Raw genomic sequence first — 26,891 nt, 5'->3', positions numbered from 1 at the left:
AAACCCCCACTGAATGAGTTTGTCTTTATAAACTGTAATGGAGTGTGACATTAATGGATATTTTACAAGACTTACAAAATAGAGGATTGGTCCAACAAACAACAGATGACGATGGATTACGGAAGCATCTATCAACTAATCAAGTAACCTTGTACTGTGGCTTTGATCCTACAGCGGATAGCTTGCATATTGGTCATTTATTACCAATTATTATGCTCAAACGATTCCAGAAAGCTGGTCATAAACCAATTGCCTTAATTGGTGGCGGTACAGGTATGATTGGTGATCCAAGTGGTCGGTCAAGCGAACGTTCATTAAATGAAGCAGAAGTTGTTAAGGAGTACAGTAATAAGATAAAGGACCAGTTAGCTAAATTACTAAATTTTGATTCAGGTGACAATGCAGCGGTTGCAAGAAATAATCATGACTGGTTAGGACGCATGACAGTCATTGATTTCTTACGCGATGCAGGTAAGCACTTTGGTATTAATTATATGTTAGCAAAAGAATCCGTATCTGCACGTATTGAACAGGGGATTTCTTTTACTGAATTTAGTTATATGATTTTACAATCTCTTGATTTTCTTAAGTTATATGAACAAGAAAATTGTACCATGCAGATTGGCGGTAGTGACCAGTGGGGTAATATTACTGCAGGGATGGAACTGATTCGTCGGTCACGAGAAGATGCTGAAGAAGAAATTAATGTATTTGGTTTAACAGTCCCATTAATTACAAAAGCGGATGGAACAAAATTCGGTAAAACAGCAGGGGGAGCTGTTTGGTTAGACCCTGAGAAAACATCTCCATATGAGTTTTATCAATTTTGGGTAAATACGGATGATAGAGATGTGATGAAGTTTTTACGTTACTTTACATTTTTATCTGCTGATGAATTAGAAGAGCTCCAACAAGAAGTGGATACACAACCAGAAAAACGTGTTGCACAAATACGTTTAGCAGAGGAAATGACAAGACTTGTTCATAGTGAGGAAGCATTGCAGCAAGCACAAAAAATTACGGAATCCTTATTTAGCGGGGATTTAAAACAGTTATCTATTAGTGATATTAAACAAGGTTTCAAAGATGTACCAACATATGTAACACCAAAAGAGGAGTTTGGATTGATCGATTTATTGGTTAGTGCATCTATCTCACCTTCTAAAAGACAGGCGAGAGAAGATATAAAGAATGGAGCAATTTATATTAATGGTGAAAGACAGCAAGATCTACACTATGTTGTCGATAAATCAGATCGAATTGAAGATGAGTTTACAATTATCCGACGTGGAAAGAAAAAATATTTCTTAGTCCGTTTTCAGTAAAAGGTGAGCATTTGCTCACCTTTTTTCTTACGGCTATTTTTAAATTGTGGCTTTTTTCAGTATGAATTTCAATGAATAGTTGATAGATTATGCGTCTTAAAATTGCGCCATTGATTTCCGTTTTGGACAGTCGCCTTTCACCACAGGCATAAGTGCGACATCTGTTCAAACTTTACGTTTTCTCAGTGTCTTCTTTACCTCGGACAACGCTTCAACGAGCCTAAGAGTCCCCGCAGTGTGGGCTACACCAGGAGGCTCGTGGGAGTCCGCGGAAAGCGTAGTATATTTCTAGAACGGGTAATCGCTCCACCTGTCATCGCAATTTATGACGCATTATATAGATACTGCGACGTAAGAAAACAACAAAGTATGTGAAAAGACCTTTCTTTCTGCTTCTCTTTGTAAAAATAACGTAAAATTATGTAAAAAATGTGTAATTATGCGAAATTTATTGAAAATAACAGAAAACTATCTTAAGATTTTAATGATAAGTAATGCCTTGTTTTGGAAACGAAAGTCGGAGGGATAGTAGATGGATTTACTCACAAGAGCTAGAAAAATTAATGCAATGCTTCAAAATACAAATGGCAACTCGGTAGATTTTAAACAAATAGCAGAAACATTAAGAGAAGTGATCAATGCAAATATTTTTATCGTGAGCAAAAGTGGTGAATTAATTGGTTATGCGATTATCGAGCAAATAGACAATGATCGAGTGAAACGAATGTTGCAAGAACGACATTTTCCTGAAAGTTACACTGAAGGTCTGTTAAAAATATACGAAACAACCGCAAACTTGGATATTGAACATGAGCTGACAGCATTTCCGGTAGAAAACAAAGAACTATTCCAAAATCGGTTAACAACGATTGTCCCTATAATTGGTGGCGGGGATAGGCTTGGTACCTTGGTTATTGCCCATTTAGAAAAGTCATTTTTAAGTGATGATTTGATTCTTGCTGAATATGGAGCAACTGTAGTCGGAATGGAGATGCTGCGAGAAATATCAGAAGAAAAAGAACGAGATATTCGTAATCATACAATTGTGCAAATGGCAATTAACTCTCTTTCATTTAGTGAACTAGAAGCAATCGAATATATTTTTGAAGAATTAGGTGGGAAAGAAGGTTTACTTGTTGCTTCAAAAGTAGCAGATCGTGCTGGAATTACCCGATCCGTTATTGTTAATGCATTACGAAAACTTGAAAGTGCAGGTGTCATTGATTCTCGTTCATTAGGAATGAAAGGAACCTATATAAAGGTATTAAATGACCGATTCCTTGATGAGTTAAACAAGCTTAAGCACCATAGTATTTAGTTTATAAGTAAGTTTACATTCATAATAGTAGAAGGCACTACAATTTGACATAACAGTATAACTGATTCTGTTCTATCAAGGAATATGTATGCACACGTTATTTAAAATAGCGTGTGTATTTTTTTCATCACAAATTACTAGACCTACGATAATTGAATATAAAAATAGCTATGTAGATTTTCTGCCTTTTTAACTTCCACATGTTTTATACGGTTAAAATAGGGTTTTACCCTATAGCAATAGTTGTTAAATTTTGTAATAATTTGTAATATAATAAAATCATTTATAAAGGTAGGATAATATGGTTAATAAAGGTTTTCGACAAAGTTCTTCTAAAAGAAAAAAGGAAATTTTAGCTAAAGCATTTCATAGGATGTCACATGCAATGAGTGTTACTAATGAAAACAATCAAATAATCTATGTTAATCCAGCTTTTACAAAGCTAACAGGATATACAGAAGAGGAAATATTTGGTAGGAACCCCAATATTCTTAGTTCTGGTCACCATGACAGAAACTTCTATAAAAAAATGTGGCATAGTATTCGTCATCACAACATGTGGAGGGGCGAAATTTGGAATAAACGAAAAAATGGTGAATTATTTTTAGAAGAGATAACGATCTATGTATTAAGAGATGAACAAGGTAAAATCACAAACCATATTTCGATATTTACTGATATTACGGATAAGAAAAAATTAGAGGAACAAATAAAATTCCAAGCATTGCACGATGATCTAACCCTGTTACCTAATCGAAATTATTTTTATCAGGAGTTAGATCGAGTCATGAATGAAACAAGTAACCCTGAACAGAAATTCGCCATTATTTTTCTGGATTTGGATCGGTTTAAAGAAGTTAATGATACATTGGGTCACAGTATTGGGGATGACATATTAAAAGAATCTGCCGAACGGTTAAAGGCAGCTATTCGTAATAAGGCATTTATCACTCGTTATGGTGGAGATGAATTTATTATTCTTCTTAAGGGTATGAAGCAAAAATCAGAATGTATTGCTCTAATTAACGAAATGATGAGTCAATTTGAACAGTCTTTTTGTGTAAATAATTATGAGTTGTATATTACTCCTAGTATTGGTGTTAGTATTTTTCCAGATGATGGTAAAGATAAAGAAACCTTAGTTAAACATGCGGATTCTGCAATGTATGAAGCAAAACAAAATGGGAAAAACACGTATGTATTTTATCAAAAACATATCGATCAAGAATCATTTGAAAAACTAATGTTGGCTAGTGATTTGCGTAGTGCCATAAAAAATGAGGAATTTATATTATACTACCAACCCCAGCTTTGTCTAGAAACAAAAGAAATAATAGGGTTTGAAGTATTGATTAGATGGAATCATCCAGTTAAAGGAATGGTTTCACCAGGTACTTTTATACCATTAGCTGAAGAGACAGGTATGATTACTCAAATTGATCAATGGGTGCTACGAAATGCATGTTTACAATGTAAAAAATGGCAAGATCAAGGGTATAACCCCGTTAAGATTGCAGTTAATTTATCGATGCTTCAGTTTCAGCAGAAATTTTTGATTGAAACAGTACAAGATGCGCTAACTAGTGCTGGTTTGGATCCATATTATTTAGAATTAGAAGTGACAGAAAGCGTGATCATGGAGAATACAGAGCGCACGTTATTCAATATCAAAAAGTTAAATTCTATTGGTGTTAAAGTTTCTTTAGATGATTTTGGAAAACACTACTCTTCTTTGAGTTATCTAAAAAAATTATCCCTTGATCGATTGAAGATTGACCGCTCTTTCATACGGGATATGCTTACTGATCATGATGACCAAATAATTGTAAAAGCAATTATAAACTTAGCACATAACTTAAATTTAACTGTAGTAGCTGAAGGGGTTGAGCAAAAAGAACAACTCCTATTTTTGGAATCACATAATTGTAATGAGATTCAAGGATTTTACTTGAGTAAACCACTTCCTGCTCAAAAAGCAAATAACTATATATTAGAAGTTTAATTTAAATGTTATTACCTTATTTATAGGGAAACCCCTTATAGACTAAACCCCATAGAAAGATGGGATATATAGTGTTATTGGAAGAAAGTTACATCATATTGTGAAGTAAATAAAGGAAACAGAAGCAAATGCACAAGACTTGCAATTTTAAATAATATTCAAGATAATTCATTTCAAGTACAAACCATGTTTGAAAGTATTACATCGATTAGGGAAGAAACATCTGCTTCATTCGAGGAGGTTTCTTCATCTGCTTAACAACAGACAGCAACAGTAGATGAAATAAGTAAACGCAATTGAAAGTTCAGCCAAAATGGTAGAAGAACTGGAAACAGATATAAAACGATTTACTATTCATGGTTAAGAGCTTTGGGAAACAGGTTTGGGATAAGACTACATAATTGAATTTCAGTTGCTATAAAAAAATAGCTTAATAATAATGTATAGGTAAGTGCTGGGGGGATTCTTATAATGGACAAGTGTTCTAATGCATTACTAATTGATACTTATAAAAAAGCAATAGAGGTAGGGTTAGGGAAAGTATTTGTTCAACTTATAGTGGAAGAAATGAATAAACGAAGTTTCAAAGACGAAGAATTGTCATGGATTGATGAAATTAATAAAAAGGTTGTCTGACACTAAGACAGCCAACCTACTAAATTATGATTCTAGTAGCAGTTCATAATAATTGGCAGTTCCATTTGGACTGTCTTTTCTTGTTACAGGTAGTTGACTTAGGAAAAATGTTCAAAGGGATGTGAATGTATGTCAATAAAAACGAGCGACAAGACCGAGCATATAAGGATGTCCTTAATGGTACTTATTTCTCAATGCTGCATTGTTAGCTGTGAAGAATAATTGGGTTAGTATATAAAGAATAATAAAATAAATATTTTATGTGAACTTTGTATACAGTTTCGAAGTTTAAAGGCTATTCTATGGTATGATATACGAGAATAATATGAGTACTATGGGGGTTGAAAAAAGATGAATAAAAAGTTTATATTGATTGTAGGAATCATTATTGTTGCAGCTGTAACAATATTTGTAATAAACGACAATGATAATACGCCTGTTCAAAATCAAGAAGAAGCACAAAATATTAAAGAGTTAGTAAAAGATTATTCCTTAGGTGAAAGACAAGCTGAGAGTGCTTCAATCACGTCTGAGGAATTGATCGTAACAGAAAGTGATGACACAGAAGAAGCCTATCCATTACCAGAAGATGAATTTTTTGTATCTATTGCACCATTTGTGAATGAAACACATCCATGTGAGATCCATAGCCTAACTGGTTGTCAAGGTGAAATGGCAGAAGAGGAATTCGATGTGTATATTGAAGATGAAGAAGGCAATATTGTAGTTGATGACAAATTGCAATCTGAAGCAAACGGGTTTATTGATCTGTGGTTACCTCGTGACAAAACATATAATGTTACAATTTCAAATGACGGAAAAATAGCAGAATCCCAAATTTCTACATTTGAAGGAGACAATACTTGTGTTACAACAATTCAGTTAACAGATGAAATTGTCTAAGTGAAACTTTTATACTTACTAAATATGTATTCTACGGCCTATGAAATCTTGTTTCATGGGCATTTTTATTTGCTTTGGAGAGATCTGGAGATGGTGCATTCGCACGGGATTCATTGTCAATGAACAATCGAGTCTCAAATTCAGCCAAAAGTGAATCGAGACCACTTATCATTTCATAATTCACCTTTCACAAGCAACTATCCGAAGCAAAAATATTAGTGCCGTTGTTAGGAAATCACAAATTATGTAAAGAACTTACTAAATATAGTAGATCAAAGTGTCGTAAAATAAAAAATAAACCCTCAAATTCCTTATATGTAAAGGTTTTGAGGATTTATTAATATGAACATTATCCAAAGCAAACTTATTAACGAGAGTAGAACTCAACGATAAGTGCTTCGTTAATTTCTGCTGGAAGCTCAGAACGTTCAGGATAACGTGTATAACTACCTTCCATTTTATCTTCATCAAATGTTAGATATTCAGGCACAAAGTTATTCACTTCAATTGCCTCTTTAATAATATCTAGGTTTTGAGATTTTTCACGTAAACCAATTGTTTGACCAGGTTTTACGCGGAAAGATGGGATATCTACACGTTTGCCATCTACAGTAATGTGACCATGGTTTACAAGCTGGCGTGCTTGTCTGCGAGTACGTGCTAAACCAAGGCGGTAAACGATGTTATCAAGGCGAGATTCAAGTAGAGTCATGAAGTTTTCACCATGAACCCCTTTCATGTTACCCGCTTGATCAAATAGATTACGGAATTGACGTTCATTCAATCCGTACATGAAGCGTAGTTTTTGTTTTTCCTGAAGCTGTAGACCATATTCAGACATTTTTTTACGTTGATTAGGTCCATGCTGACCAGGAGCGTAAGGACGTTTATCAAGTTCCTTACCAGTTCCAGTTAGTGAAATGCCAAGTCGGCGTGACTTTTTCCAGACAGATCCTGTATATCGAGCCATTAGACATTTCCTCCTTCTTATTTTATTTGCATAAAATAAATGAGCGTGTTCCTTTCCGTTGTCCATTTTGTTTTCATGTACCATCGCTCCAGCAGCAGAGAGTTACACGATACACCTCTTTATATGTTAGAGGAACAAAATGAGTACAATCGGCGGTCCACATAGGCCGCTTTTATTTTACACAAGGAATAGTATATAAGTTATAGAGATAGAAGTCAACCAATCCATTTAATTTAATTTTACTTTTACATCCTTTAAGCTAATATTTAGGAATAAATAATACTTTCGTGCAACTTTTTTATGTTTTATATAGGAAAATGTCACTAGTTCCTATATAATAGTTATAGATACACTTTTTATTAATGTCTAGCAAGGAAATATCCATTTAATAGGTGATAAAATGATAGATCGAAGTCAATTACAGGATACATTAAGAGGCTTTTATTTTGATTTAATTGCGAATATGCAGCAAAAAACATATGCTGATCTGTTACAAGAGATAACTAATCAATTAAATCAATATTTAGAGACTTCCCTTGTGACCATTTATGCATATGATAACGTAACTAAAAAGTACATGATACTAATAAATCCAAACCAAGATGAAAGGTTTCGGCCACATGTAACATTGCATCTTGGGAATGATATTGTTCATTATAACAACGAGTCGAATCCTATTATAAAAGATTCGGGACAGGATTTGAATACGTATATCATACCAATTGATATATTATCATCTGGTTTTATTGCGATTACATATGATAATAGAAATCCTTTCCTAACGAAAGAGATCGTGGAAATGATTGAAGTAGAAACAACAAAATTAGTACAAATTATCACTACTTATAAGAAAAAGGATGAGAAGGAAGAGCAAAATCAGTCCCTATTAAAACTTGCAATGCATTTTTATAAAAAACATGATAAAAAAGATATTTTACATGAGACCATTCATGTTTTAAATAATCGCTATCCAACCTATTCTCATTATCTTTTATTATCACAAGATTATGAGGCGGATCATACATTGCCTATTAAAAAAATAGAATACAGTGATGATGCTACGAAAAGAGCTGGATCACAAGCATTTATTACAGGTGAGTTACAATGTGAAGATAGACTAATGGAAAATAGGACATATTTATATGTGCCACTAATAGGTAGCCAAGGTATTTATGGTATTCTACAAATGATAACACCCCAAATAACAATTTTTTCAGAAGAAGAACTAGGATATATTAATACATTTTCGGCTATTGTCGGACACGCTATTGAAATGGCTTCCTTGTACCAGCATTCGATTAGACTTGTGGATGATCTTAAATTAATTAACGATGCAACACATAAATTGAACTCAAATTTACAGTTGTCCGAAATTACATCGATTGTTAAAAATCAAATTATGAATACGTGTAAAGCAAGTGAAGTAGGGTTTATTTATTACAATGAATCCTCAGGTCAACCATTTGATATTTTATCTGGTAGTACTTCGTTTTTTCTAACAAACGATGGAAAAGATTTCGTTGGATATATGCTCACGAAAGTTAATGAATCAGGAGAAGCCTTATTTAGTGGAAACTTAACAAATACTCCGAAGCCTGTCCCATATCGTTCGATCATGGCAATCCCAATGATCCAAACAGGTGCTATTCACGGTATGGTAGTGATTATGCATGAGATGGAATACTTCTTTTCTTTTGAAAACTTTAAGCTCATGCAATCGTTGGTTCACCATTCTACTTTGGCATTGTCAAATACGATTTTAAAAGAACAATTACAGCAAGCAGTTATTACAGATTATTTAACAAAACTTTATTCCAGAAATTACTTAGACGAGAAGATTAGTAAAGACATTAAAACAGGTGAGTTAGGTACATTAGTACTAATTGATATTGATGACTTTAAAAAAATAAATGACGTACATGGTCACCATGTTGGGGATGAAGTAATTGTCCAAGTCGCACAAATCATAAAGCTATATTTAGGAAATAAGGATATACCCGCTCGTTGGGGTGGAGAGGAATTAGCAATTTATTTGCCTAATGCACCCCTTGAAAAGGGTGTTCAATTAGCGAATAAAATAAGGAAAAAGGCTGTTAACTTCACAAATCCGAAAATCACCTTATCTAGTGGTGTCTCTACATGGCACTCAAGTAAAAGAGAGTCTGTGACAGATTTGTTTATTCGTGCTGATCAGGCCTTATATGAAGCCAAAAAGCAAGGGAAGAATTGTGTTGTTCGTGAAAATAGGATACGTTATACGTCTTAACATAAAGAAAGGTATTGTGATAGTCACAATACCTTTTCTATTATTATCACGTGTTAACTGGTGGGCTTACTAAGAATGGCACGTCAATCGAAACGCCAGCACTAGCACGTCCTGTGCGTCGCCCCCACCGAATGAGTTAGGCTTTATTTTCAATGTAGGATATCAAAATAGCTGCAAATTTTTCTAAATAATCTTGATCAATTTCATCAAATCGATCTGTAATAGGGCTATCGATATCAAGCACTCCATATATTTCATTGTTTATAATAAGCGGTATGACAATTTCAGAGTTGCTTGCACTGTCACAGGCAATATGGCCTGGAAATTGATGCACATCCTTAATTCGTTGTGTACGCTGTTCTTTTATTGCTGTACCACATACCCCTTTTCCGTAAGGGATTCGTATACATGCGGGTAATCCTTGAAATGGTCCTAGTACTAATTCATTATCTTTCCATATATAAAAGCCTACCCAGTTAACTTGGCCAAGAAATTGGTTCAAAAGTGCAGATGCATTAGCCAAGAGTGCAGTGTTGTCTGTTTCTCCTTCACTTAGTGCCTCTAATTGCTTTAATAATAACTTATAATCATCGGTTTTTTTTCCAGAATAGTTTTCGACTTGAAACATTTTATATATTCCCCCTATGGTGTTTGTTTTTCGACAAAAGCTAAAATATTTGTCGAGAAAAAAATGCAGGATTCAATGAAATTTTGTCGTAAAATAAATAATAAGGAGTTGAATGCTATGAACCCAACCCCATCTAAACAAAAGGTCCTTGATGCAGCTTCTGTATTATTTTTTCAAAAAGGCTTTCATGGTACTTCCGTTCGTGATATTTCAGAAAAGGCCTCTGTTAATGTTTCGTTAATCAGCTACTACTTTAAAAACAAGCAGGGTTTGCTTGAATATGCTGTTACACAATATTATGAGGCATATTTAGAAGCTATTGAGAATGTCTTAAAGGAAACGGAAGCGATGTCTGCTTTAACTAAATTTAAAAAGCTAATTTCAACAATTATACAGTACAAACAGTCCAATCATCAATTCTCTTGTTTTATTCATCGAGAGCTTTCGCTTGACTCTATTTTTGTACGTGAGGTAACTGTTACCTATTTAGCAAAGGAAAACCATTATATAAGTAATACCTTTTTTGCAGTATTACCTGAAAAAATAAGTGAGACAGAACGGCAGTTTCTTTTTATGCAATTAAAAGGTATGTTAATAACACCGTATGTATTACAAAATGAATGGAAAAATCAAGCAATGGATTCTTATTCCCATCAACAATTTGCACAAAAATACGATAACATCATCAACAAATGGATCGATTTTATTATTTCCTCTTATTAAACCTGTAAATCAATCATCAGATGGGTACTGTTGATGCCTCCATTTTCTTTTTCTCTCATCTTAACACAAAAAATATGTCAAATTAGCAATTAATTTGCATTTTTTTATCCAAAAATGCTTGAGACATGGTATCATTAATGTAAATATTAAAATGAGCAGGATTTTTAAAAAATGATCGGAATTACATCCTCTTTCGATAGGAATATACTGGGAGGCTTTACATATGGAATACATTATTGGCGGTATATTAGTCATTATTACATTAATTATAGTTGGTTTAATTTTACGTAAACGCGTATATGACACAGTTGATCGATTAGAAGGCTGGAAAATGGATATAATGAACCGAGATATTGCGTCCCAAATTGCCCGAATTAAAAATTTGAATTTAGCTGGAGAAACCCAAGAGAAATTTGAATCATGGAAAGAAAGCTGGGAGTATATCATTACAAAAGAACTTCCTGATATAGAAGAATACTTATTCGATGCAGAAGAAGCAGCAGATCGTTATCGCTTTTCAAGTGCAAAAAAGACTTTACGGAAAACAGAACAGATATTGGAACGAATTGAAAAAGATATTGAAGAAATGCTTAAACAATTGGATGAGTTACTTGAATCAGAGGAATCAAGTCGAAAAGAAGTAGAGGAAATTCAGCCTATTTTAAAGGAACTTCGTAAGCAAATTGTTCAAAATCGCTATCAATACGGAAAAGCAGACGTCCGATTTGAAGTAGAAATAGAGGAACTAGAAGAACAACTAGCACAATACCGCTTATTAGTTCAAGAAGGGAATTATATAGAGGCCCATGATTTAGTGGAAAAAGTAAAAACGGACCTAGAAGTCCTGGAAGAACAGATAGCTGACTTCCCTGCTATTTATAAATCATGTAAACAGGAGTTACCAGCTCAATTAGATGATATTTTTGCTGGGATTAAAGAAATGAAAGCAGACGGTTACCGTGTTGAACATTTAGGTTTTGAAAAAGAGATTCAAGGCTACCAAAGACGATTATTAGATTGTGTTCAAAGCTTACATAATGGAGATTTATCGGAGGCAAAAGGAGTTATAACGGAAATTGAGGATAGAATGAAGGAAATGTACCAATTATTAGAAAAAGAAGCTATTGCCAAAAATTATATGGAAAAACAAATTCCTAGTTATCGTCATTTACTCCAAGAATTAGATCAAGATTTCAGTGAAACGAAAACAGAAGTGGAAACATTGCAGCGCTCTTATTACTTTGAAGATCGGGATATGGAACAGTATTTAACATTAGAAAAAACAATTTCTCAATTAAGTCAGCAACTAAATGAAATGGCTTCTGAGATGGAAGATGATAAAACGCCACATTCTGATTTACGTGAGAAAATAGAAAAGGGCTTTGAACAAGTGAAAGAATTACAAGATAAACACGAAGCATTTAAAGAAACGATACGAAGCCTGCGAAAAGATGAATTAGAAGCTAGAGAAACATTAACGAAAATGAAAGACCAAATTCAACGCGTTCATCGTCAATTAAACAAAAGTAACATTCCTGGTGTTCCAAATTTTATATGGGATTTAATGGATACAGCGATTGAAACAAACAATAAAGTCCTGCAATCATTAGAAAAACACCCATTAGACATTACGGCAGTACAACACGCATTAGAAGAAGCAAATAAAGCTGTGGAACATGTGACAAAACAATCAGAGACCATGTTGGAACAAGCCTTCTTAACAGAGCAGGTGATACAATATGCGAACCGCTATCGTAGTCAATACCCATTACTAGCAGCAAAGCTAGAGGAATCGGAACAATTATTTCGTGATTATGAATATGAATTAGCATTAGAAAAGGCTGCAAAGGCAATCGAAGAAATTGAACCTGGTGCATTAAAACGTGTAGAGGAACATCAAGCTGTTGTCAATTAAAGGGTGAAGGATGGACTAAAGAGAGGCTGTCTCTGGAAAAGGAAGTAACGGTAAAATCCTATTTCTTGAGTCAGCCTCCATTCTTTTTTAAACTGATTAGTATTAAACGATGTTTTTTTCTACTTTGTAGTTTTTGTAGTTTTATTAATGTTGAGGTGTGTATACGATGCGTCTTTAAAAAGTGTAGTTGATTTCCGCTACGGACAGTCGCTTTCACCAGGTGCATAAGGTTGAACAGATGTCGCACTTGTGCCCGTGGTGAAAGCGAAGTGTTCTGCTTGAACGGTAAGTTAAGATGCATTATCTATCAACTATTCATGAAGGTTCATGCTAATATCTTTAAAACAGCCTAATCGATAATTGACCTTTGTAAGGAGTTTTTACCATGATTTATTTAGATAATAGTGCAACAACCAAACCATATCCGTCCGTTTTAAAAAGCTTTCAAGAAGTTTCAGAGCGGTTTTTTTCAAATCCCTCCAGTATACACCAATTTGGAGGAGAAGCAGAGAAACTACTGTTAAAAGCAAGAGAACAAGCTGCTCAGCTATTAAATGTATTAAAAGAGGAAATTGTCTTTACGTCTGGAGGAACTGAAGGCAATAATATGGCAATTAAAGGAATTGCACTTCAACACCAGTCGAGAGGAAAACATATCATCACAACACAAATTGAACATCCATCCATTATCGAAGCTTGTGAATCACTAGAAACGTTAGGATTTGATGTAACCTATTTACCCGTTGATGAGAATGGTGTTGTGTCTGTAACAGACGTCGAACAGGCAATTCGGCCGGATACAATTTTAATAAGTATTATGCATGTTAATAATGAATTAGGTTCAATACAGCCAATTAAAGCCATTGCTGATATTGCTAAAAGGTATCCAAAACTATTTTTTCATGTAGATAATGTACAAGGAGTCGGGAAAGTACATTTAGATTTGCAGCATGAAGGAATTAATTTGTGTAGTATATCTGCACATAAAATTCATGGATTAAAAGGAACAGGAATTTTATATGTTCAAAAAGGAACAACACTATTTTCTTTGTTACACGGTGGCGGTCAAGAAAACTCGATTCGTTCGGGAACTGAAAATTTAGCTGGTATTGTGTCAATGGTTAAAGCACTTCGTTTAGTGAAAGAAAAGGAATTAATGATCGATGAAATGTACCAATTACAACAATATTTAAGAAGTCAATTGGAAGAAATGGCTAAGGTTGTAGTAAATACACCTAGAGAAGCTGCACCACATATTATGAACTTTTCTGTACCTGGATTAAAACCAGAAGTAATCATTCATATGCTAGGAAAACATGAAATTTACATTTCTACACGTTCAGCATGTTCTTCAAAAAATTTGGATGAAAGTCATGTATTAGCAGCCTGTGGACATGATAAAAAACGAACAACAGCTGCATTACGTGTTAGTTTTGGATATGAGACAACAAAAGAAGAGCTTGATACATTTGTCCAAGTTTTAAAAAATGCAATAATGGAATTAAAAGAAGTAATGGAGTAGATAAAAATGCAATATGATCATATTTTAATACGCTATGGAGAAATAGCATTAAAGGGAAAAAACAGAAAACAATTTATTACAAAGCTACAAGAAAATATCCGACATAAATTAAAGGCCTTTCCAAATGTAAAGGTGAAGCGGACACAAGGAAGAATGTTTGTCCTGTTAAATGGTCATGATCCCGATGAGGTAATGGATAAGTGCCAACAAGTATTTGGTATTCAAAGCCTTAGTTTAGCAATTAAGATGGAAAATGAGGAAGAGGCGATCAAAGAGGCAGCGTTGTTCGCTTTAATAAATGCAGATGATGTAAAAACGTTTAAAATTACAGTGAAGCGGATTGATAAAGACTTCCCAATTCGTTCACAAGATATGAATAAAGTACTTGGTGGACATTTATTATCGAATACAGAAGGATATACCGTTGATGTGCATCATCCAGATGTAGAAATTAAAGTAGAAATTCGAACTGAGGCAACGTATATTACTTCTAGTGTTCGTCCAGGGTTAGGCGGTCTTCCTGTGGGGACAGCAGGTAAATCCTTACTATTATTATCAGGTGGGATTGATAGCCCTGTTGCTGGATATTTGGCGATGAAACGAGGTGTGGAAATTGAAGCAATACATTTCCATTCCCCACCATTTACGAGTGAACGTGCGAAACAAAAGGTTTTAGATTTAGCAGAGCAATTAACACAATACGGGAAGAAAGTTCGTGTTCATGTTGTCCCGTTTACAAAGTTACAACAAGAAATTTTTAGAGAAATGCCAGAAGCATATGCCATGACTATTATGAGGCGAATGATGTTTCGTATTAGTGAAGCAGTATGTAAACAAGAATCCATTTTGTCCATGACAACAGGTGAAAGTTTAGGTCAAGTTGCTAGTCAGACAATGGAGAGTATGAATACGATTAATGAAGTGACAAATTACCCTATCATCCGGCCATTAGTTGCGATGGATAAAGACGATATCATCAAAATTTCGCATCAAATTAATACGTACAACATATCGATTAGACCATATGAGGATTGCTGTACTGTATTTGTACCGAAATCTCCTAAAACACGACCAAGACGAGAAAAAGTGAATCAGTTTGAGGGACAACATGATTTTTCTTCTTCATTAGAAGAGGCAATTAACGGTATAGAAGTAATTGAATTAACAGATGATGCAGCAACTACTACTGAATTTGATGATCTTTTATAAAAAATGATCTTCCCTCATTTCCAGCATGATAGGCTTGACGGGATTTAACAACAAATTCCAATAAAAAAAAGTGAATGATTCTTCCCTATGCTACACATCATAGTTAGTACCAAGGGAGGTGAGACATCATGGCAAACAACAACTCCAACAATTCAAATCAGTTGGTAGTGCCTGGAGCTCAACAAGCATTAGACCAAATGAAGACTGAGATTGCTCAAGAGTTTGGTGTTCAACTTGGTGCAGATTCAACTTCTCGTTCCAACGGTTCTGTTGGTGGAGAAATCACTAAACGTCTTGTTCAGGTAGCTGAGCAACAATTTGGCGGACAACAACAATAACAATAAAATAAGATAATGGCTTCGAGCTACTCCATTTTTTGGAGTAGCTCGTTTTAGATTTAGGTCTTTTCATATATGGAATTATTCTATATAATGGAAGTAATTTTATGAGCTAATGTACGGATGGAGGAAAGAATTATGGGGGAATTATGGTACGGTGGTAAGATTTACACCATGGGAGAAGAGGGAGAACGAGCAGAAGCAGTTTTTACAGAGGGTAATACGATTATGGCAGTAGGAACATATGAAGGGCTGTATAGCGATTTTTCTGAAAAGATTGATCAAGTCCATGATTTACAAGGGAAAACAATGTTACCTGGTTTTGTTGATGCTCATTTACATATCATGGGTCATGGGGAGAAGTTATTACGATTAGATCTGTCACAAATGACCTCTCGCGAAGAAATAAAAGATGCTTTAAAAGATCGTTCCGCAAATTTAGCAAAAGGTGAATGGCTATTTGGAGAAGGCTGGAATGAAAATCAGTGGGTAGATAAAGAACCTTCCATTATTCATAAAAAAGAGTTAGATGAAATAGCACCAAACAACCCTATTGTCTTAACACGGATTTGTCGACACGCTTTAATCGCTAATTCATTGGCAATTGAATTAGCTGGTATTGATAATGATACACCTAATCCTCAAGGTGGGGTAATTGTTCGAGATGATCATGGGGAATCGACAGGCTATTTTCTGGATACGGCTCAATCCTACATTCAACAGGCAATGCCAGCTGTATCACAAGACCAACAAAAAAAGGTGATTGAAAAAGCGATTAAAGATCTTTTAGCCAAAGGACTGGTAGGTGGACATACAGAGGATTTAAATCGGTATGGGACGTTTAGAGAAACGTATCACGCTTATTTAGATGCTATAGATGGTATTACGAAGAAGTTTAAAGCACATTTACTTGTTCAACATAATGTATTAGATGACATGCTAGAAGAAGGTTTAGGCTATGGAGAGGGTTCAGACTATGTTGAACTTGGTGCAGTGAAGATTTTTGCAGATGGTGCATTAGGTGGCCGGACTGCCTGGTTAACAGAAGAATATTCTGATGATAAAGGAAATAGGGGTGTGGCCATTCATCAAACGGATAATCTAATCGAAATTGTAAAGCATGCTAGAGCTCATGATTTACCTGTTGCACTTCATGTAATAGGGGATCGTGCTGTTTTGGAAGTTGCGGAAGTTCTTGAACAATATCCATTAAAAAATGGTTTACGAGATCGGATCATACATGGGCAAATTCTAAATAAAGAAGCCTTAGAACGGTTAAAGAAACTAAATGTAGTGATTGATATTCAACCAACATTTGTATCATCTGATTTCCCTTGGGTTATTGAACGTGTAGGTGAACATCGAATGAAGTATGCCTATGCTTGGAAAACCATGCTAGACAATGGATTACATTGTGCTGGAGGTTCAGATGCCCCGATTGAAGAAGTTAACCCTTTGCTTGGGATACAGGCAGCTGTTTTACGAAGATCCTCCATTGATGGGATTACTTATTTGGAGAAAGAGAAGCTATCGACATATGAGGCTGTTAGTTTATATACAAAAGGGAGTGCATATGCCATCAATCAAGAAGCAAAGCGTGGCATGTTAAAAACTGGCTATACAGCAGACTTTACCATTTTAGATCAAGATATTTTTCAAGTTGATCCAGAACACATCCATGAAATCGGCGTAGAAATGACGATTGTAGATGGAACTGTTGCTTATGATAAAAACTCCTGTCGTATCTAATGACAGGAGTTTTTATCATAAGGCTGTTTTCTAAAAGATTGTTGCTATCAGGTATGAAACGTCACGTCATGCATAGATTATACGTCATAGAAAACAACAAAGTATGCGAAAAGAGCCTAACATAATTATTATTTTTACTATAGAAATGTCCGTTTTACTCGATCCCAATATGAATTATGTTTGAGTTTAACTGTCTTAACTTCTTTGTTACTCAAGGAAACAGCAATTTGTTTAATGTTACGGATTGAATAGGCTTCGTTATCCAGACCTACAACTGGATAGTCATTCCCATCTTGGATAACATCTAATGTTAATTTGCGGTCTTTATTTAAAATAAAGGAAGACCCTAATGTGCGGTAGCGATTGTTATTTAATGATGCAAGCTCACTAACTTGGAAGCAAGGAATTTTTGGATCTACCACAGCACCTAAGGTTGATTTGTTATAGCCTGTACTTCCTGTTGGGGTAGCTACGATTAGGCCATCCCCACGGAATGTTTCAAAATGCATATCGTCAATATAGACATCAATTGCTATTGTTTTAATAATAGTAGATCTTATACTTACTTCATTTAAGCAATGAAATGTCCTTTCCCCATTAATTTCGACATCAATTACAGGGAAGCGTCGCACTTCTTTTTCGGCATGTTCGATGATGTGTAATAAATCATTAAAGTCATCCATATTAAAATCACAATATAAGCCAGCTTCATCAGAATAGGTGAGGCCAGTATATAAACAATCTTGCCTGAATCCTGTGTTCCGTACCGCTTGAAGGAAGGTCCCATCTCCGCCAACACTTACAATGATATTGGCGTTTTTATCATCCTCCACGATATGAAAATCATTCTCCCTTGCTACTTTCATTAATGGTTCTAGTTTCTCTTTTACTTCTGGATCGTTTGGATAATAAAAGTAAATATTTCGCCGTTCTGTCATATATATCAGTGCCTCCACATCGAAGTATTATAAAAATATTTTATCACCTATTGATTCTATCTTCCATGTTTAGGAAAAGTATGTTTAAAAAGGCCATTTTTGCAAAAACTAGGAACATAGTTAAAATAATGAAGGAGCATTTCGTATGGTATGGATACTTATTGGTGTTGTGTTAGTCATCCTTATTCTTATTATCATTTTATTATTTTCGACCTTAACCATATCCATACATAGTATCTATGATAAGGAAAGAAGTTGGTTATCTCTAAGAGTATTGCTTTATAAGATACCTATATTGCAAACGAACATTGATTTTAAAGAACAACAAGATATTGGATTATTAGAGGAAATAGAGGAAAAATCTTTCTTAGAGAAGTTACGCTTTATATACCACCAATTACAATATATGGCAAAGTTGTATGTTGAAACAAAAGATATTTTATTTCAATATTTAGTGGCTAATACGTTTGTTCACCAGCTTGAATGGGAGACACATATCGGCACTGGTGATGCTGCTTCTACAGGGATCACAACAGGAGGAATTTGGACAATAAAAGGCTTAATTCTGGGAGTAGTTATTGAAAAAAGCAATTTGCTTAATAAGCCAACTATCTCGGTTGTACCATATTTTCAACAAGAATACTTTCATTCTCGAATGAAATGCATGGTTTCGATTCGATTAGGAAAAGCTATTCGTGCGCTCTATAAAATGATACGCAGTATTCCAGCTAAAGAAAAGTTAGCAATGTAAAAGGAGGATAATGATGGAAGAACATCCGATACAAGGGTTAATGACAACGGCGATGGAAAACCTAAAAGAAATGATTGATGTGAATACAATTATAGGGGATCCAGTCGAATCACCAGATGGAAGTGTCATCATTCCCGTTTCTAAGCTCGGATTTGGCTTTGCAGCAGGTGGTAGTGAGTTTAGTGCAAGTAACTCAAGTGATGAAACATTACCATTCGGTGGAGGAAGCGGTGGTGGTGTATCGGTTACACCAATCGCGTTTTTAATTGTGAGTGAACAAGGTGTTAAGATGGTACACTTAAATGAGAATACACATATTTATGAAAAAATGCTGGAAGTTGCTCCAAAAGCAGTAGAAAAGATACAGGAAATATTAAAGGATACAAATTTTGATAAAGAGGGTAAAGAAGGAAAGGGTAGGAAATGGAAAGGAAAAGAAGAGAAGACCAATTATGATATATAATACCTATCATTGGACATATGATATGTTATTCTTCATAATGTTTTCTATAAGATTAACAAATATTTCTAGGAGGAATGAATTCATATGGCCAATGTTACATTCAATCAAGATCCAGTCACATTAGTTGGAAGTGAAGTGAAGGTAGGGGATAAGGCACCAAATTTCTCTGTCTTATCAAATGATCTTCAAGAAGTGACGCTTGATGATTATAAAGGCAAAGTAAAATTGATAAGTGTCGTTCCCTCCGTTGATACAGGTGTATGTTCTAAACAAACACAACGATTTAATGATGAAGCAGAACAAATTGATGTCCAAGTGATAACCATTAGTATGGACTTACCTTTCGCGCAAAAGCGTTGGCGTGAAGTGAATGGAGTAAAGAACTTGGAGTTATTATCCGATCATCGTGATGCTGATTTTGGTGAAAAGTATGGTGTACTTATTAAAGAAATGCGACTACTATCAAGATCCATATTCGTTGTAGATTCAAATGATGAAGTAACCTATGTTGAATATGTTTCGGAAAACACTAATCACCCTGATTATGACAAGGCATTAGAAGCAGCAAAAGCAGCTAAATAAGACATATCTATCTCTCCCGTTTATAAATGGGGGAGATTTTACTGTTTTTACAAATAACGGTGAAGTGGAGCGCTTTACATACTATGCTTGAGCGGCTAAGTTGTGAACTTAAGTGCTTTGCATGCTGAGCTTGAGCCAATAAATTGTGAACTTAAGCGCTTCAATTGTGAACTTAAGCCGAACACCATATCCGTAGGCTTTCGTGCGATTTTGTTGTCATTAGCAGTGTAGTTAATCGCAAACCGCACCGATTGGTGGCATAACTTTGTACAGCATTCATCAATTTTTGGTACAATTAGAAACGCGCAAATGGATGGAATGGAGGGGAATAATGGAGCAATCAAATGTGGAATCCTTGTTTACTTGGGTTGATGAGACAACGGACATGCTTCAGCAACACGTGAATGAGCCGTATTTAGATCGTTTAGCTATTACGCTGGAATGCTTATTTCATGGTGAGCCTACTGAAGACATGGACGATATTATGCGACATAAATTACAAACAAGAATAAAGGAAGCAAACTTAAGTCAGTATCAAACGGAAGAGGTTAGGAAGGCAATTCAACTAGCAATTCTAAAAGGTATGAAAGGAACAACACAGCAACAACATTTAATGACACCAGAAACAGTTGCATTGTTAGTTGGCTATCTTGCAGGGAAAGTAACAGAAAAAAAAGAAACCATTAGTATATTTGACCCGGTAAGTGGGACTGCTAATTTATTAACAGCTGTCTTAAATCAACTAAAACAACCTGTAGAGGCATATGCAAGTGATGTTGATCCAACATTAATTCAGTTATCGGTTCTAAATGCTAATTTACAGAAAAAGGAAATTGAATTTTTCCACCAAGACAGTTTACGTCCTTTTTTATTAGATCCAGTTGATTTAATTGTAGCTGATCTGCCAATTGGTTATTATCCAGATGATATAAGAGCAGCTGAATTTAAGCTTAAGGCAGATGAAGGGCACTCGTACTCACATCATCTGTTAATCGAACAAAGCCTACGTTACACGAAAGACGGGGGTTACTTAATATTTGTCATTCCTGATTTTCTTTTTGATAGTGATCAGTCTGATAAGCTTTATGCATACTTAGAGGAAACAGCTCATATCGTAGGTGTTTTACATTTACCGGAGAGCGCATTTAAATCAGACAAGCATCGAAAGAGCATTTTAGTATTACAAAAGCAAGGAAACGGAACGAAAGCACCAAAACAGCCATTGCTTGTTGAAATGCCATCCTTTAAAAATACAAAAGCAATGGAAGATATTTTAGGACAAATGAATACTTGGTTTTCGACGTATAATAATACCGATTTACCTTAAGGGAGATGACATCATGACAAATTTAAACAACATTCTAGCAATTAACGCTGGTAGCTCATCCTTGAAGTTCCAATTAATACGTATGCCGGAAGAACGTGTTTTAGCAAAAGGGTTAGTTGAGCGAATTGGGATTGCTGACTCTGTTTTTACAATGGAAGTGGCTAATAACAAAGACAAAATGGTGACAGATATTCCTGACCATGAACAAGCTGTCAAACATTTGTTAGATAAGCTAACCAATTCTGGCGTTATTGAATCACTTGAGGATATTGATGCAATTGGACACCGGGTTGTACATGGTGGGGAACGATTCAGTGATTCCGTTAAGATTACGGATGAAGTGATTCAAAGTATTGAAGCAGTATCTGAATTGGCACCATTGCACAACCCAGCAAACCTTACAGGAATTCGGGCATTTCAAGACATCTTACCAAATGTACCAATGGTTGCAGTATTTGATACAGCTTTTCATCAAACAATGCCAGAAAAATCCTATTTATACAGTCTCCCATATGAGTATTACAAGGAATATGGTATTCGTAAGTATGGGTTTCATGGAACATCCCATAAATATGTATCCCAACGCGCTTCTGAAATGTTAAATGTTCCTTTAGAGCAATTACGATTGATTTCCTGTCACCTAGGTAATGGTGCTAGTATTACGGCAATTGAAGGCGGAAGGTCCATTGATACGTCAATGGGATTCACACCACTTGCTGGTGTAACAATGGGAACACGTTCAGGAAATCTTGATCCTGCGCTTATTCCTTATATCATGGAAAAAACAGGGCAAACGGCTGAAGAAGTGATTAACGTGCTAAATAAGAAAAGTGGTATGCTTGCATTATCAGGCTTTTCTAGTGATTTACGGGATATTGAGGAAAAGTCACAAGAAGATGAACGTGCAGAACTTGCTTTAGACGTATTTGCAGGACGAATTCACAAATATTTAGGTTCTTATGCTGCAAGAATGTCAGGAGTAGACGCAATTATCTTCACTGCAGGTGTAGGAGAGAACAGTGATACGATACGAGAGAAAGTATTAACTGGCTTAGAATTTATGGGGGTATATTGGGATCCGAAACGGAATCATGTTCGTGGCAAGGAAGCCTTTATTAATTATCCACATTCTCCAGTTAAGGTTATTGTGATTCCGACAAATGAAGAGGTAATGATTGCAAGGGATACGGTACGATTGGCACAATAAACTTAGATGCAAAAGGTTTTGCTACACAATAGCAAGACCTTTTTTACACGTTAGGAAAGTATAAAATTTTAGCCAAGGAGTGGACTCGGCGTAGCTGAAATTTTTACGTCCCAAGTATAAGAAAAACTAACACCTTCGCTAAAAGACGAGCGAATGCGAGTTTTTCTAAAAAGGAAGAAGAATAAAAAGTTGGTGTCATTACTGCTTTGGATAGGAAAGGCCACGTCCAGCTTCGAGCGATTGACGTCCTAGTGCCGATAGACATAAGGACGCACGAGTTTACATCGGCCAGGCCTATCCCCTCGAGGTCATAAGTCAATCCACATTTACGCGGAAAAGTGCCACGACGAGGCTTGGCTTATACTTGGCAGTTAAAAAAACTTTCTTACTGCATAAGTGCAACTAAGGCTTTCGCCACTTGGCGACAAGCCAAGTTTTCTAATCGGGGGTGATCAAGGCGCTTCTAGCTTTTGTTCCACGTTAGAGTATGAATTTTAGCTAAGAAGTAGACTCGACGTTGCTAAAAATTTTAGTGCACAAAGTATAAAAAGGTTTTTACTAATATGGTAGCCCCCGTGTGAAACCGAAAGTGAAAATATTTCAAAAGGAGGAAGAATTTATGGCAGTTCACGAACATAAAAAAAATAAATGTTCACTACGCTGTCTCGTATTGACAATTAGTGATACGCGAACAGATGAAACAGATAAAAGTGGAAATTTAATGGTAGAACAATTAACAAAAGAAGGACATGAAATTGTACAGAAAGAAATTATAAAAGATGAGGGGATAATTATTCATGATCGGATAGAGGCTGGTTGTATAAAGGATGAAATTGACGTTATCTTAACCAATGGTGGAACTGGAATCGCACGAAGGGATGTAACCATTGAAACAATAAAGCCAATGCTTGAAAAAGAAATCGTAGGATTTGGAGAGCTTTTTCGAATGTTAAGTTACCAAGAGGATATTGGTTCTGCAGCTATTCTATCACGAGCCATTGCTGGTGTGCGAAATAATACAGCAATTTTTGCTACACCTGGATCATCAGGTGCTGTGAAGTTGGCATTAGCTAAGTTAATTTTACCAGAACTATCACACGTAGTGAATGAAATCAACAAGGATCTTACATAATACTTATTAGTAAAAGAAATGACTGATAAGAGTGCTAGTGTTTTTTTGTGTGAAGAGAAGAAGGATGAAACCTCGTACGGGGAGTGTTTTGTCGTAGGAAGCTTGTCATTGCCAAATGGGAATTAAAAAAGATAACACAGCAGCTGTCTCTGTGCCCGAATCAGCAAGAGAGGAAGTGAAAAGGTAACAGAGTACGGCTGTAGGGCTGCTTTCTAGATGATTGTTGCTTCTTTAAGTATTAATTTAAATGAATAGTTGATGTATTATGCGTCGTACAAAAACAACAAATTTTATACTCCCCTAACGGAAAAAAGGAACACCTTGGTAAGTGAGGTGTTCCTAAAGCTCGTTTACCGTACAACTAATACATCGCAACTTGCATAGCGTGTAATACTTTCTGATACACTACCTATTAGAAACCGTTCAACTGCATTCATTCCAGTAGCACCACAAATAATTAAATCAGCATCATAATCTTCTGCTATTTCTTTGGCGATTTTAACTTTCGGAGAACCATATTCAATTACTCGAATAAGATCTGTAATCCCCACTTCTTTCGCATTTTCAACATAGCTATTCACTAATTCCTGTGCATATTCTTCAGCTCGTTCAGCTAGCGTACGATCGTATGCTTCAGCAGTAGCAAATGTTCGGGAATCGACCACATGTGCCAAAATTAGCTTAGAATGATTTCGTTTTGCAATTTCTAATGATTTCTTAAACGCTTTCTCAGAAGCCTCAGATCCATCCACTGCAACAACTATATTCTTATACTCAAATGCCATGGTTCCTCTCCCCTTTCCTATCTACTTTCATTATAAACCCTTTTTTTTCTTGTGATAAGGTAAAGTTAGAAAGTTGGTAAATAATTATAGGACTTTGTTACATCTATGTGAACATACTAAGGGTGTGGAGGTGATTGGATTGGATAAACGTAAAAATCGTCCATTATCAGAATTACGAGAAGATGAAAAAGGCCTTGTTACAGTCCAAAACCAATTAATTCAAAGTTATCAAAGTGGTGTTATCGAGGATAAATTACACAATAACCGAGGAACACACACTTATAATATACAGAAGTAAAGAATATATTTTTTACATCCACTTCAAATTTGGAGTGGATGTCTTTTTATTCAGGAAAAAGGTCCTAACAAACATAGATGAAAGGTCATAGGTCTTCTTAGGCATAACAAGTCAATATGATAAGCAATTGGAATGATTTTACAGAAATCTTCACATATTAGTACTCAAATGATTTATAATAATATTCGAATAATATAGAAAAGGATGTGAATTACAAGTGTTACAAACTTCGAGGCGGAAACTTTCTTTTATTTTTCTTATTGCCATGTTGCTAATACTGCCAGTTGCTGATCAAGGAAAAAATGTATTTGTTTCAGCAACCGATGACTCTTCAGAAACACAGTTTGAGGACGGATCACTTGAAGAAAAAATGTCAAACATCCTGGATAACCCCAATCTCGATGGAGCCATTACTGGGGTAAACATTTCAGATGCTGATAGTGGTGAAGTACTTTATTCACATGAGGGAGATACACGCTTACATCCAGCATCCAATCAAAAACTTATAACTGCAGCAGCAGCATTGGAGAAGCTCGGTACTGATTATCAATTTTCCACGGAAGTATTTACAGATGGAAAGGTTAAAGGTCCTGTATTGCATGGTGACTTATTTCTTAAGGGAAAAGGAGACCCAACATTACTGAAAGAAGATTTTGATCAATTTGCCGCTGATTTAAAGAATCAGGGAATAAAGAAAATTAAAGGAGATTTGGTGGGAGATGATACTTGGTATGATGATGAGCGTCTATCCCTTGATTTAAATTGGTCGGACGAGCCTTATTATACAGGAGCGCAAGTTTCAGCATTAACACTTTCTCCAAATGAGGACTATGATGCTGGTACTGTTATAGTTGAAGTAACACCTTCAGAGGATGGCGATCAGGCTGATGTTAAGCTTACACCAGAAACCGACTATATTAATATTGTCAATCATACAGAAATGGCACCTGCTGGTGAAGCTAAAAGCATATCCATTCAGCGGAAACATGGAACCAATGATATTGTGGTTGAAGGTGTAATGCCTGAAGATGGAACAATGTCAAGGTCCTGGGCATCTGTGTGGGAGCCAACTGGTTATGCAGTAGATGTCTTTAGAAAATCATTGGAAGAACAAGGGATTAAATTCATTGGAAATTCTAATATACGATTTGAAGCTACCCCAGATCATGCAAACATGCTTACTTCCAAAGATTCCATGACACTAGAAGAATTACTGATCCCTTTTATGAAACTGAGCAATAATGGTCATGGCGAAACCTTGGTAAAAGAAATGGGTAAAGTTGTACAAGATGAAGGAAGCTGGGATGCTGGACTTGATGTTGTAAGAGATGTTTTATCCGAGTTGACTATCAATAATGACACCATTTTACTTCGTGACGGATCTGGCATGTCCCACAAAAATTACATTCCAGCAAATGACTTAGCACAATTGCTGTATAACATACAGGATAAAGATTGGTTCCCCGCCTTCAAAGAATCTTTGCCAGTAGCAGGGGTAAGTGAGCGTTTTGTTGGTGGTACATTGCGTTCACGGATGACATCAGAACCTGTACAGGGGAATGTCACGGCAAAGACTGGTTCACTCACCAGTGTATCGGCATTGTCTGGCTATGTAACAGCACTTGATGGGAAAGAGCTGATCTTTTCGGTTATGATTAATAACTATTTAGGTTCCAGCTCAACTATAAAAGCAATTGAAGATGAAATCGCCACAATGCTTGCAGAAAATGAATTTAATGAATAACTTCCTATAAAGGTTTATGCTGTTCTTTCTCTAGCCGTGAGAAAGAGCAGTTTTTTTGCACGTTAGGAAAGTAGACCTGTGGAAAACAGGAAAAATTACGTTAATCTCTGGTGATAACCTATAGATGCAACCTCAGCTTTTGCTCTTTACAGTAATTGTA

At 35.5% G+C, this 26,891-nt stretch carries 24 protein-coding genes; 20 read left to right on the top strand and 4 right to left on the bottom strand.

Annotated elements, in window-relative coordinates; all coding sequences use genetic code 11:
- The first annotated feature begins 53 nt into the window (after positions 1 to 53).
- The 5 genes from tyrS to GHC26_RS12770 all read left to right on the top strand — a co-directional run bounded on the left by tyrS (position 54) and on the right by GHC26_RS12770 (position 6,184).
- Complete coding sequence (gene tyrS, locus GHC26_RS12790) at positions 54 to 1,325, top strand: tyrosine--tRNA ligase (protein WP_163971668.1); 1,272 nt, start codon at positions 54 to 56, stop codon at positions 1,323 to 1,325.
- Positions 1,326 to 1,857: 532 nt separating this feature from the next.
- A complete protein-coding gene (gene codY / locus GHC26_RS12785) occupies positions 1,858 to 2,643 on the top strand; it encodes a GTP-sensing pleiotropic transcriptional regulator CodY (RefSeq protein WP_163971667.1) in 786 nt (261 codons plus the stop codon).
- Between the two features lie 301 nt (positions 2,644 to 2,944).
- Entirely contained in the window at positions 2,945 to 4,645 is a 1,701-nt protein-coding gene (locus GHC26_RS12780; RefSeq protein WP_163971666.1) for a putative bifunctional diguanylate cyclase/phosphodiesterase, read from the top strand.
- 471 nt (positions 4,646 to 5,116) lie between these two features.
- Positions 5,117 to 5,281: a sporulation histidine kinase inhibitor Sda gene (sda, locus tag GHC26_RS12775; RefSeq protein WP_163971665.1), complete on the top strand. Its 165-nt coding sequence runs from the start codon at positions 5,117 to 5,119 to the stop codon at positions 5,279 to 5,281.
- 351 nt (positions 5,282 to 5,632) lie between these two features.
- The gene (locus GHC26_RS12770; protein WP_163971664.1) at positions 5,633 to 6,184 is read left to right on the top strand and encodes a CueP family metal-binding protein; all 552 of its coding nucleotides are present in this window, start codon (positions 5,633 to 5,635) and stop codon (positions 6,182 to 6,184) included.
- 367 nt (positions 6,185 to 6,551) lie between these two features.
- Here the strand turns inward: GHC26_RS12770 and rpsD are convergent, their stop codons facing one another.
- Positions 6,552 to 7,154, bottom strand: a complete 603-nt coding sequence (gene rpsD / locus GHC26_RS12765) for a 30S ribosomal protein S4 (protein ID WP_163971663.1) — start codon at positions 7,152 to 7,154, stop codon at positions 6,552 to 6,554.
- Positions 7,155 to 7,554: 400 nt separating this feature from the next.
- On the opposite strand from rpsD, the gene GHC26_RS12760 reads away from it, so the two are divergent.
- Positions 7,555 to 9,420: a sensor domain-containing diguanylate cyclase gene (locus GHC26_RS12760; RefSeq protein ID WP_163971662.1), complete on the top strand. Its 1,866-nt coding sequence runs from the start codon at positions 7,555 to 7,557 to the stop codon at positions 9,418 to 9,420.
- Positions 9,421 to 9,556: 136 nt separating this feature from the next.
- On the opposite strand, the gene GHC26_RS12755 is transcribed toward GHC26_RS12760, so the two are convergent.
- Entirely contained in the window at positions 9,557 to 10,048 is a 492-nt protein-coding gene (locus GHC26_RS12755; RefSeq protein WP_163971661.1) for a GAF domain-containing protein, read from the bottom strand.
- A 75-nt stretch (positions 10,049 to 10,123) separates the two neighbouring features.
- Between GHC26_RS12755 and refZ the strand changes: the two genes are divergently transcribed.
- The 6 genes from refZ (at position 10,124) to GHC26_RS12725 (ending at position 17,504) form a co-directional block, all read left to right on the top strand.
- Positions 10,124 to 10,771 carry a forespore capture DNA-binding protein RefZ gene (gene refZ, locus GHC26_RS12750; protein WP_226376938.1) on the top strand — a complete coding sequence of 216 codons (648 nt, stop codon included), beginning with the start codon at positions 10,124 to 10,126 and terminating at the stop codon, positions 10,769 to 10,771.
- 223 nt (positions 10,772 to 10,994) lie between these two features.
- Positions 10,995 to 12,686 (top strand): septation ring formation regulator EzrA, encoded by a 1,692-nt coding sequence (gene ezrA / locus GHC26_RS12745; RefSeq protein WP_163971660.1) that lies wholly within the window; start codon positions 10,995 to 10,997, stop codon positions 12,684 to 12,686.
- Between the two features lie 385 nt (positions 12,687 to 13,071).
- Positions 13,072 to 14,208, top strand: a complete 1,137-nt coding sequence (locus tag GHC26_RS12740; protein WP_163971659.1) for a cysteine desulfurase family protein — start codon at positions 13,072 to 13,074, stop codon at positions 14,206 to 14,208.
- Between the two features lie 6 nt (positions 14,209 to 14,214).
- Entirely contained in the window at positions 14,215 to 15,417 is a 1,203-nt protein-coding gene (gene thiI, locus GHC26_RS12735; protein WP_163971658.1) for a tRNA uracil 4-sulfurtransferase ThiI, read from the top strand.
- Positions 15,418 to 15,545: 128 nt separating this feature from the next.
- A complete protein-coding gene (locus GHC26_RS12730; protein WP_163971657.1) occupies positions 15,546 to 15,755 on the top strand; it encodes an alpha/beta-type small acid-soluble spore protein in 210 nt (69 codons plus the stop codon).
- Positions 15,756 to 15,893: 138 nt separating this feature from the next.
- Positions 15,894 to 17,504: an amidohydrolase gene (locus tag GHC26_RS12725; protein WP_163971656.1), complete on the top strand. Its 1,611-nt coding sequence runs from the start codon at positions 15,894 to 15,896 to the stop codon at positions 17,502 to 17,504.
- A gap of 137 nt (positions 17,505 to 17,641) precedes the next feature.
- Here GHC26_RS12725 and GHC26_RS12720 read toward each other — a convergent pair whose 3' ends face one another.
- Complete coding sequence (locus GHC26_RS12720) at positions 17,642 to 18,442, bottom strand: NAD kinase (protein ID WP_163971655.1); 801 nt, start codon at positions 18,440 to 18,442, stop codon at positions 17,642 to 17,644.
- A 145-nt stretch (positions 18,443 to 18,587) separates the two neighbouring features.
- Here GHC26_RS12720 and GHC26_RS12715 point away from each other — a divergent pair, with 145 nt between their 5' ends.
- From GHC26_RS12715 to GHC26_RS12690, 6 genes are all read left to right on the top strand, one after another.
- Positions 18,588 to 19,193 carry a DUF2953 domain-containing protein gene (locus GHC26_RS12715; protein WP_163971654.1) on the top strand — a complete coding sequence of 202 codons (606 nt, stop codon included), beginning with the start codon at positions 18,588 to 18,590 and terminating at the stop codon, positions 19,191 to 19,193.
- A 13-nt stretch (positions 19,194 to 19,206) separates the two neighbouring features.
- Positions 19,207 to 19,656 carry a GerW family sporulation protein gene (gene ytfJ, locus GHC26_RS12710; RefSeq protein WP_163971653.1) on the top strand — a complete coding sequence of 150 codons (450 nt, stop codon included), beginning with the start codon at positions 19,207 to 19,209 and terminating at the stop codon, positions 19,654 to 19,656.
- Positions 19,657 to 19,740: 84 nt separating this feature from the next.
- On the top strand, positions 19,741 to 20,238 hold the full coding sequence (tpx, locus tag GHC26_RS12705; RefSeq protein ID WP_163971652.1) for a thiol peroxidase: 498 nt from the start codon (positions 19,741 to 19,743) through the stop codon (positions 20,236 to 20,238).
- 331 nt (positions 20,239 to 20,569) lie between these two features.
- Positions 20,570 to 21,565: a class I SAM-dependent methyltransferase gene (locus GHC26_RS12700; protein WP_163971651.1), complete on the top strand. Its 996-nt coding sequence runs from the start codon at positions 20,570 to 20,572 to the stop codon at positions 21,563 to 21,565.
- 13 nt (positions 21,566 to 21,578) lie between these two features.
- Positions 21,579 to 22,772 carry an acetate kinase gene (locus GHC26_RS12695; RefSeq protein ID WP_163971650.1) on the top strand — a complete coding sequence of 398 codons (1,194 nt, stop codon included), beginning with the start codon at positions 21,579 to 21,581 and terminating at the stop codon, positions 22,770 to 22,772.
- A gap of 619 nt (positions 22,773 to 23,391) precedes the next feature.
- The gene (locus GHC26_RS12690) at positions 23,392 to 23,904 is read left to right on the top strand and encodes a MogA/MoaB family molybdenum cofactor biosynthesis protein (protein ID WP_163971649.1); all 513 of its coding nucleotides are present in this window, start codon (positions 23,392 to 23,394) and stop codon (positions 23,902 to 23,904) included.
- A gap of 350 nt (positions 23,905 to 24,254) precedes the next feature.
- On the opposite strand, the gene GHC26_RS12685 is transcribed toward GHC26_RS12690, so the two are convergent.
- Complete coding sequence (locus tag GHC26_RS12685) at positions 24,255 to 24,689, bottom strand: universal stress protein (RefSeq protein ID WP_163971648.1); 435 nt, start codon at positions 24,687 to 24,689, stop codon at positions 24,255 to 24,257.
- A 139-nt stretch (positions 24,690 to 24,828) separates the two neighbouring features.
- Here GHC26_RS12685 and GHC26_RS12680 point away from each other — a divergent pair, with 139 nt between their 5' ends.
- Positions 24,829 to 24,987, top strand: a complete 159-nt coding sequence (locus GHC26_RS12680; protein WP_163971647.1) for a hypothetical protein — start codon at positions 24,829 to 24,831, stop codon at positions 24,985 to 24,987.
- A 265-nt stretch (positions 24,988 to 25,252) separates the two neighbouring features.
- A complete protein-coding gene (dacB, locus tag GHC26_RS12675; protein WP_163971703.1) occupies positions 25,253 to 26,731 on the top strand; it encodes a D-alanyl-D-alanine carboxypeptidase/D-alanyl-D-alanine endopeptidase in 1,479 nt (492 codons plus the stop codon).
- The last annotated feature ends 160 nt before the right edge of the window (positions 26,732 to 26,891 follow it).

Origin of the sequence: Oceanobacillus halotolerans, from assembly GCF_010993955.1 — a bacterium.
Classification (GTDB): Bacteria; Bacillota; Bacilli; order Bacillales; family Amphibacillaceae; genus Oceanibacillus_A; species Oceanibacillus_A halotolerans.
Note: the sequence above shows the minus strand (reverse complement) of the source record. Positions and strands in the feature narration are given on the sequence as shown.

Excerpts from the sequence above, each read along its gene's own strand:
- tyrS (WP_163971668.1), top strand. The coding sequence starts at position 54 with ATGGATATTTTACAAGACTTACAAAATAGAGGATTGGTCCAACAAACA.
- codY (WP_163971667.1), top strand. The coding sequence starts at position 1,858 with ATGGATTTACTCACAAGAGCTAGAAAAATTAATGCAATGCTTCAAAAT.
- GHC26_RS12780 (WP_163971666.1), top strand. The coding sequence starts at position 2,945 with ATGGTTAATAAAGGTTTTCGACAAAGTTCTTCTAAAAGAAAAAAGGAA.
- sda (WP_163971665.1), top strand. The coding sequence starts at position 5,117 with ATGGACAAGTGTTCTAATGCATTACTAATTGATACTTATAAAAAAGCA.
- GHC26_RS12770 (WP_163971664.1), top strand. The coding sequence starts at position 5,633 with ATGAATAAAAAGTTTATATTGATTGTAGGAATCATTATTGTTGCAGCT.
- rpsD (WP_163971663.1), bottom strand. The coding sequence starts at position 7,154 with ATGGCTCGATATACAGGATCTGTCTGGAAAAAGTCACGCCGACTTGGC.
- GHC26_RS12760 (WP_163971662.1), top strand. The coding sequence starts at position 7,555 with ATGATAGATCGAAGTCAATTACAGGATACATTAAGAGGCTTTTATTTT.
- GHC26_RS12755 (WP_163971661.1), bottom strand. The coding sequence starts at position 10,048 with ATGTTTCAAGTCGAAAACTATTCTGGAAAAAAAACCGATGATTATAAG.
- refZ (WP_226376938.1), top strand. The coding sequence starts at position 10,124 with ATGAAATTTTGTCGTAAAATAAATAATAAGGAGTTGAATGCTATGAAC.
- ezrA (WP_163971660.1), top strand. The coding sequence starts at position 10,995 with ATGGAATACATTATTGGCGGTATATTAGTCATTATTACATTAATTATA.
- GHC26_RS12740 (WP_163971659.1), top strand. The coding sequence starts at position 13,072 with ATGATTTATTTAGATAATAGTGCAACAACCAAACCATATCCGTCCGTT.
- thiI (WP_163971658.1), top strand. The coding sequence starts at position 14,215 with ATGCAATATGATCATATTTTAATACGCTATGGAGAAATAGCATTAAAG.
- GHC26_RS12730 (WP_163971657.1), top strand. The coding sequence starts at position 15,546 with ATGGCAAACAACAACTCCAACAATTCAAATCAGTTGGTAGTGCCTGGA.
- GHC26_RS12725 (WP_163971656.1), top strand. The coding sequence starts at position 15,894 with ATGGGGGAATTATGGTACGGTGGTAAGATTTACACCATGGGAGAAGAG.
- GHC26_RS12720 (WP_163971655.1), bottom strand. The coding sequence starts at position 18,442 with ATGACAGAACGGCGAAATATTTACTTTTATTATCCAAACGATCCAGAA.
- GHC26_RS12715 (WP_163971654.1), top strand. The coding sequence starts at position 18,588 with ATGGTATGGATACTTATTGGTGTTGTGTTAGTCATCCTTATTCTTATT.
- ytfJ (WP_163971653.1), top strand. The coding sequence starts at position 19,207 with ATGGAAGAACATCCGATACAAGGGTTAATGACAACGGCGATGGAAAAC.
- tpx (WP_163971652.1), top strand. The coding sequence starts at position 19,741 with ATGGCCAATGTTACATTCAATCAAGATCCAGTCACATTAGTTGGAAGT.
- GHC26_RS12700 (WP_163971651.1), top strand. The coding sequence starts at position 20,570 with ATGGAGCAATCAAATGTGGAATCCTTGTTTACTTGGGTTGATGAGACA.
- GHC26_RS12695 (WP_163971650.1), top strand. The coding sequence starts at position 21,579 with ATGACAAATTTAAACAACATTCTAGCAATTAACGCTGGTAGCTCATCC.
- GHC26_RS12690 (WP_163971649.1), top strand. The coding sequence starts at position 23,392 with ATGGCAGTTCACGAACATAAAAAAAATAAATGTTCACTACGCTGTCTC.
- GHC26_RS12685 (WP_163971648.1), bottom strand. The coding sequence starts at position 24,689 with ATGGCATTTGAGTATAAGAATATAGTTGTTGCAGTGGATGGATCTGAG.
- dacB (WP_163971703.1), top strand. The coding sequence starts at position 25,253 with ATGTTGCTAATACTGCCAGTTGCTGATCAAGGAAAAAATGTATTTGTT.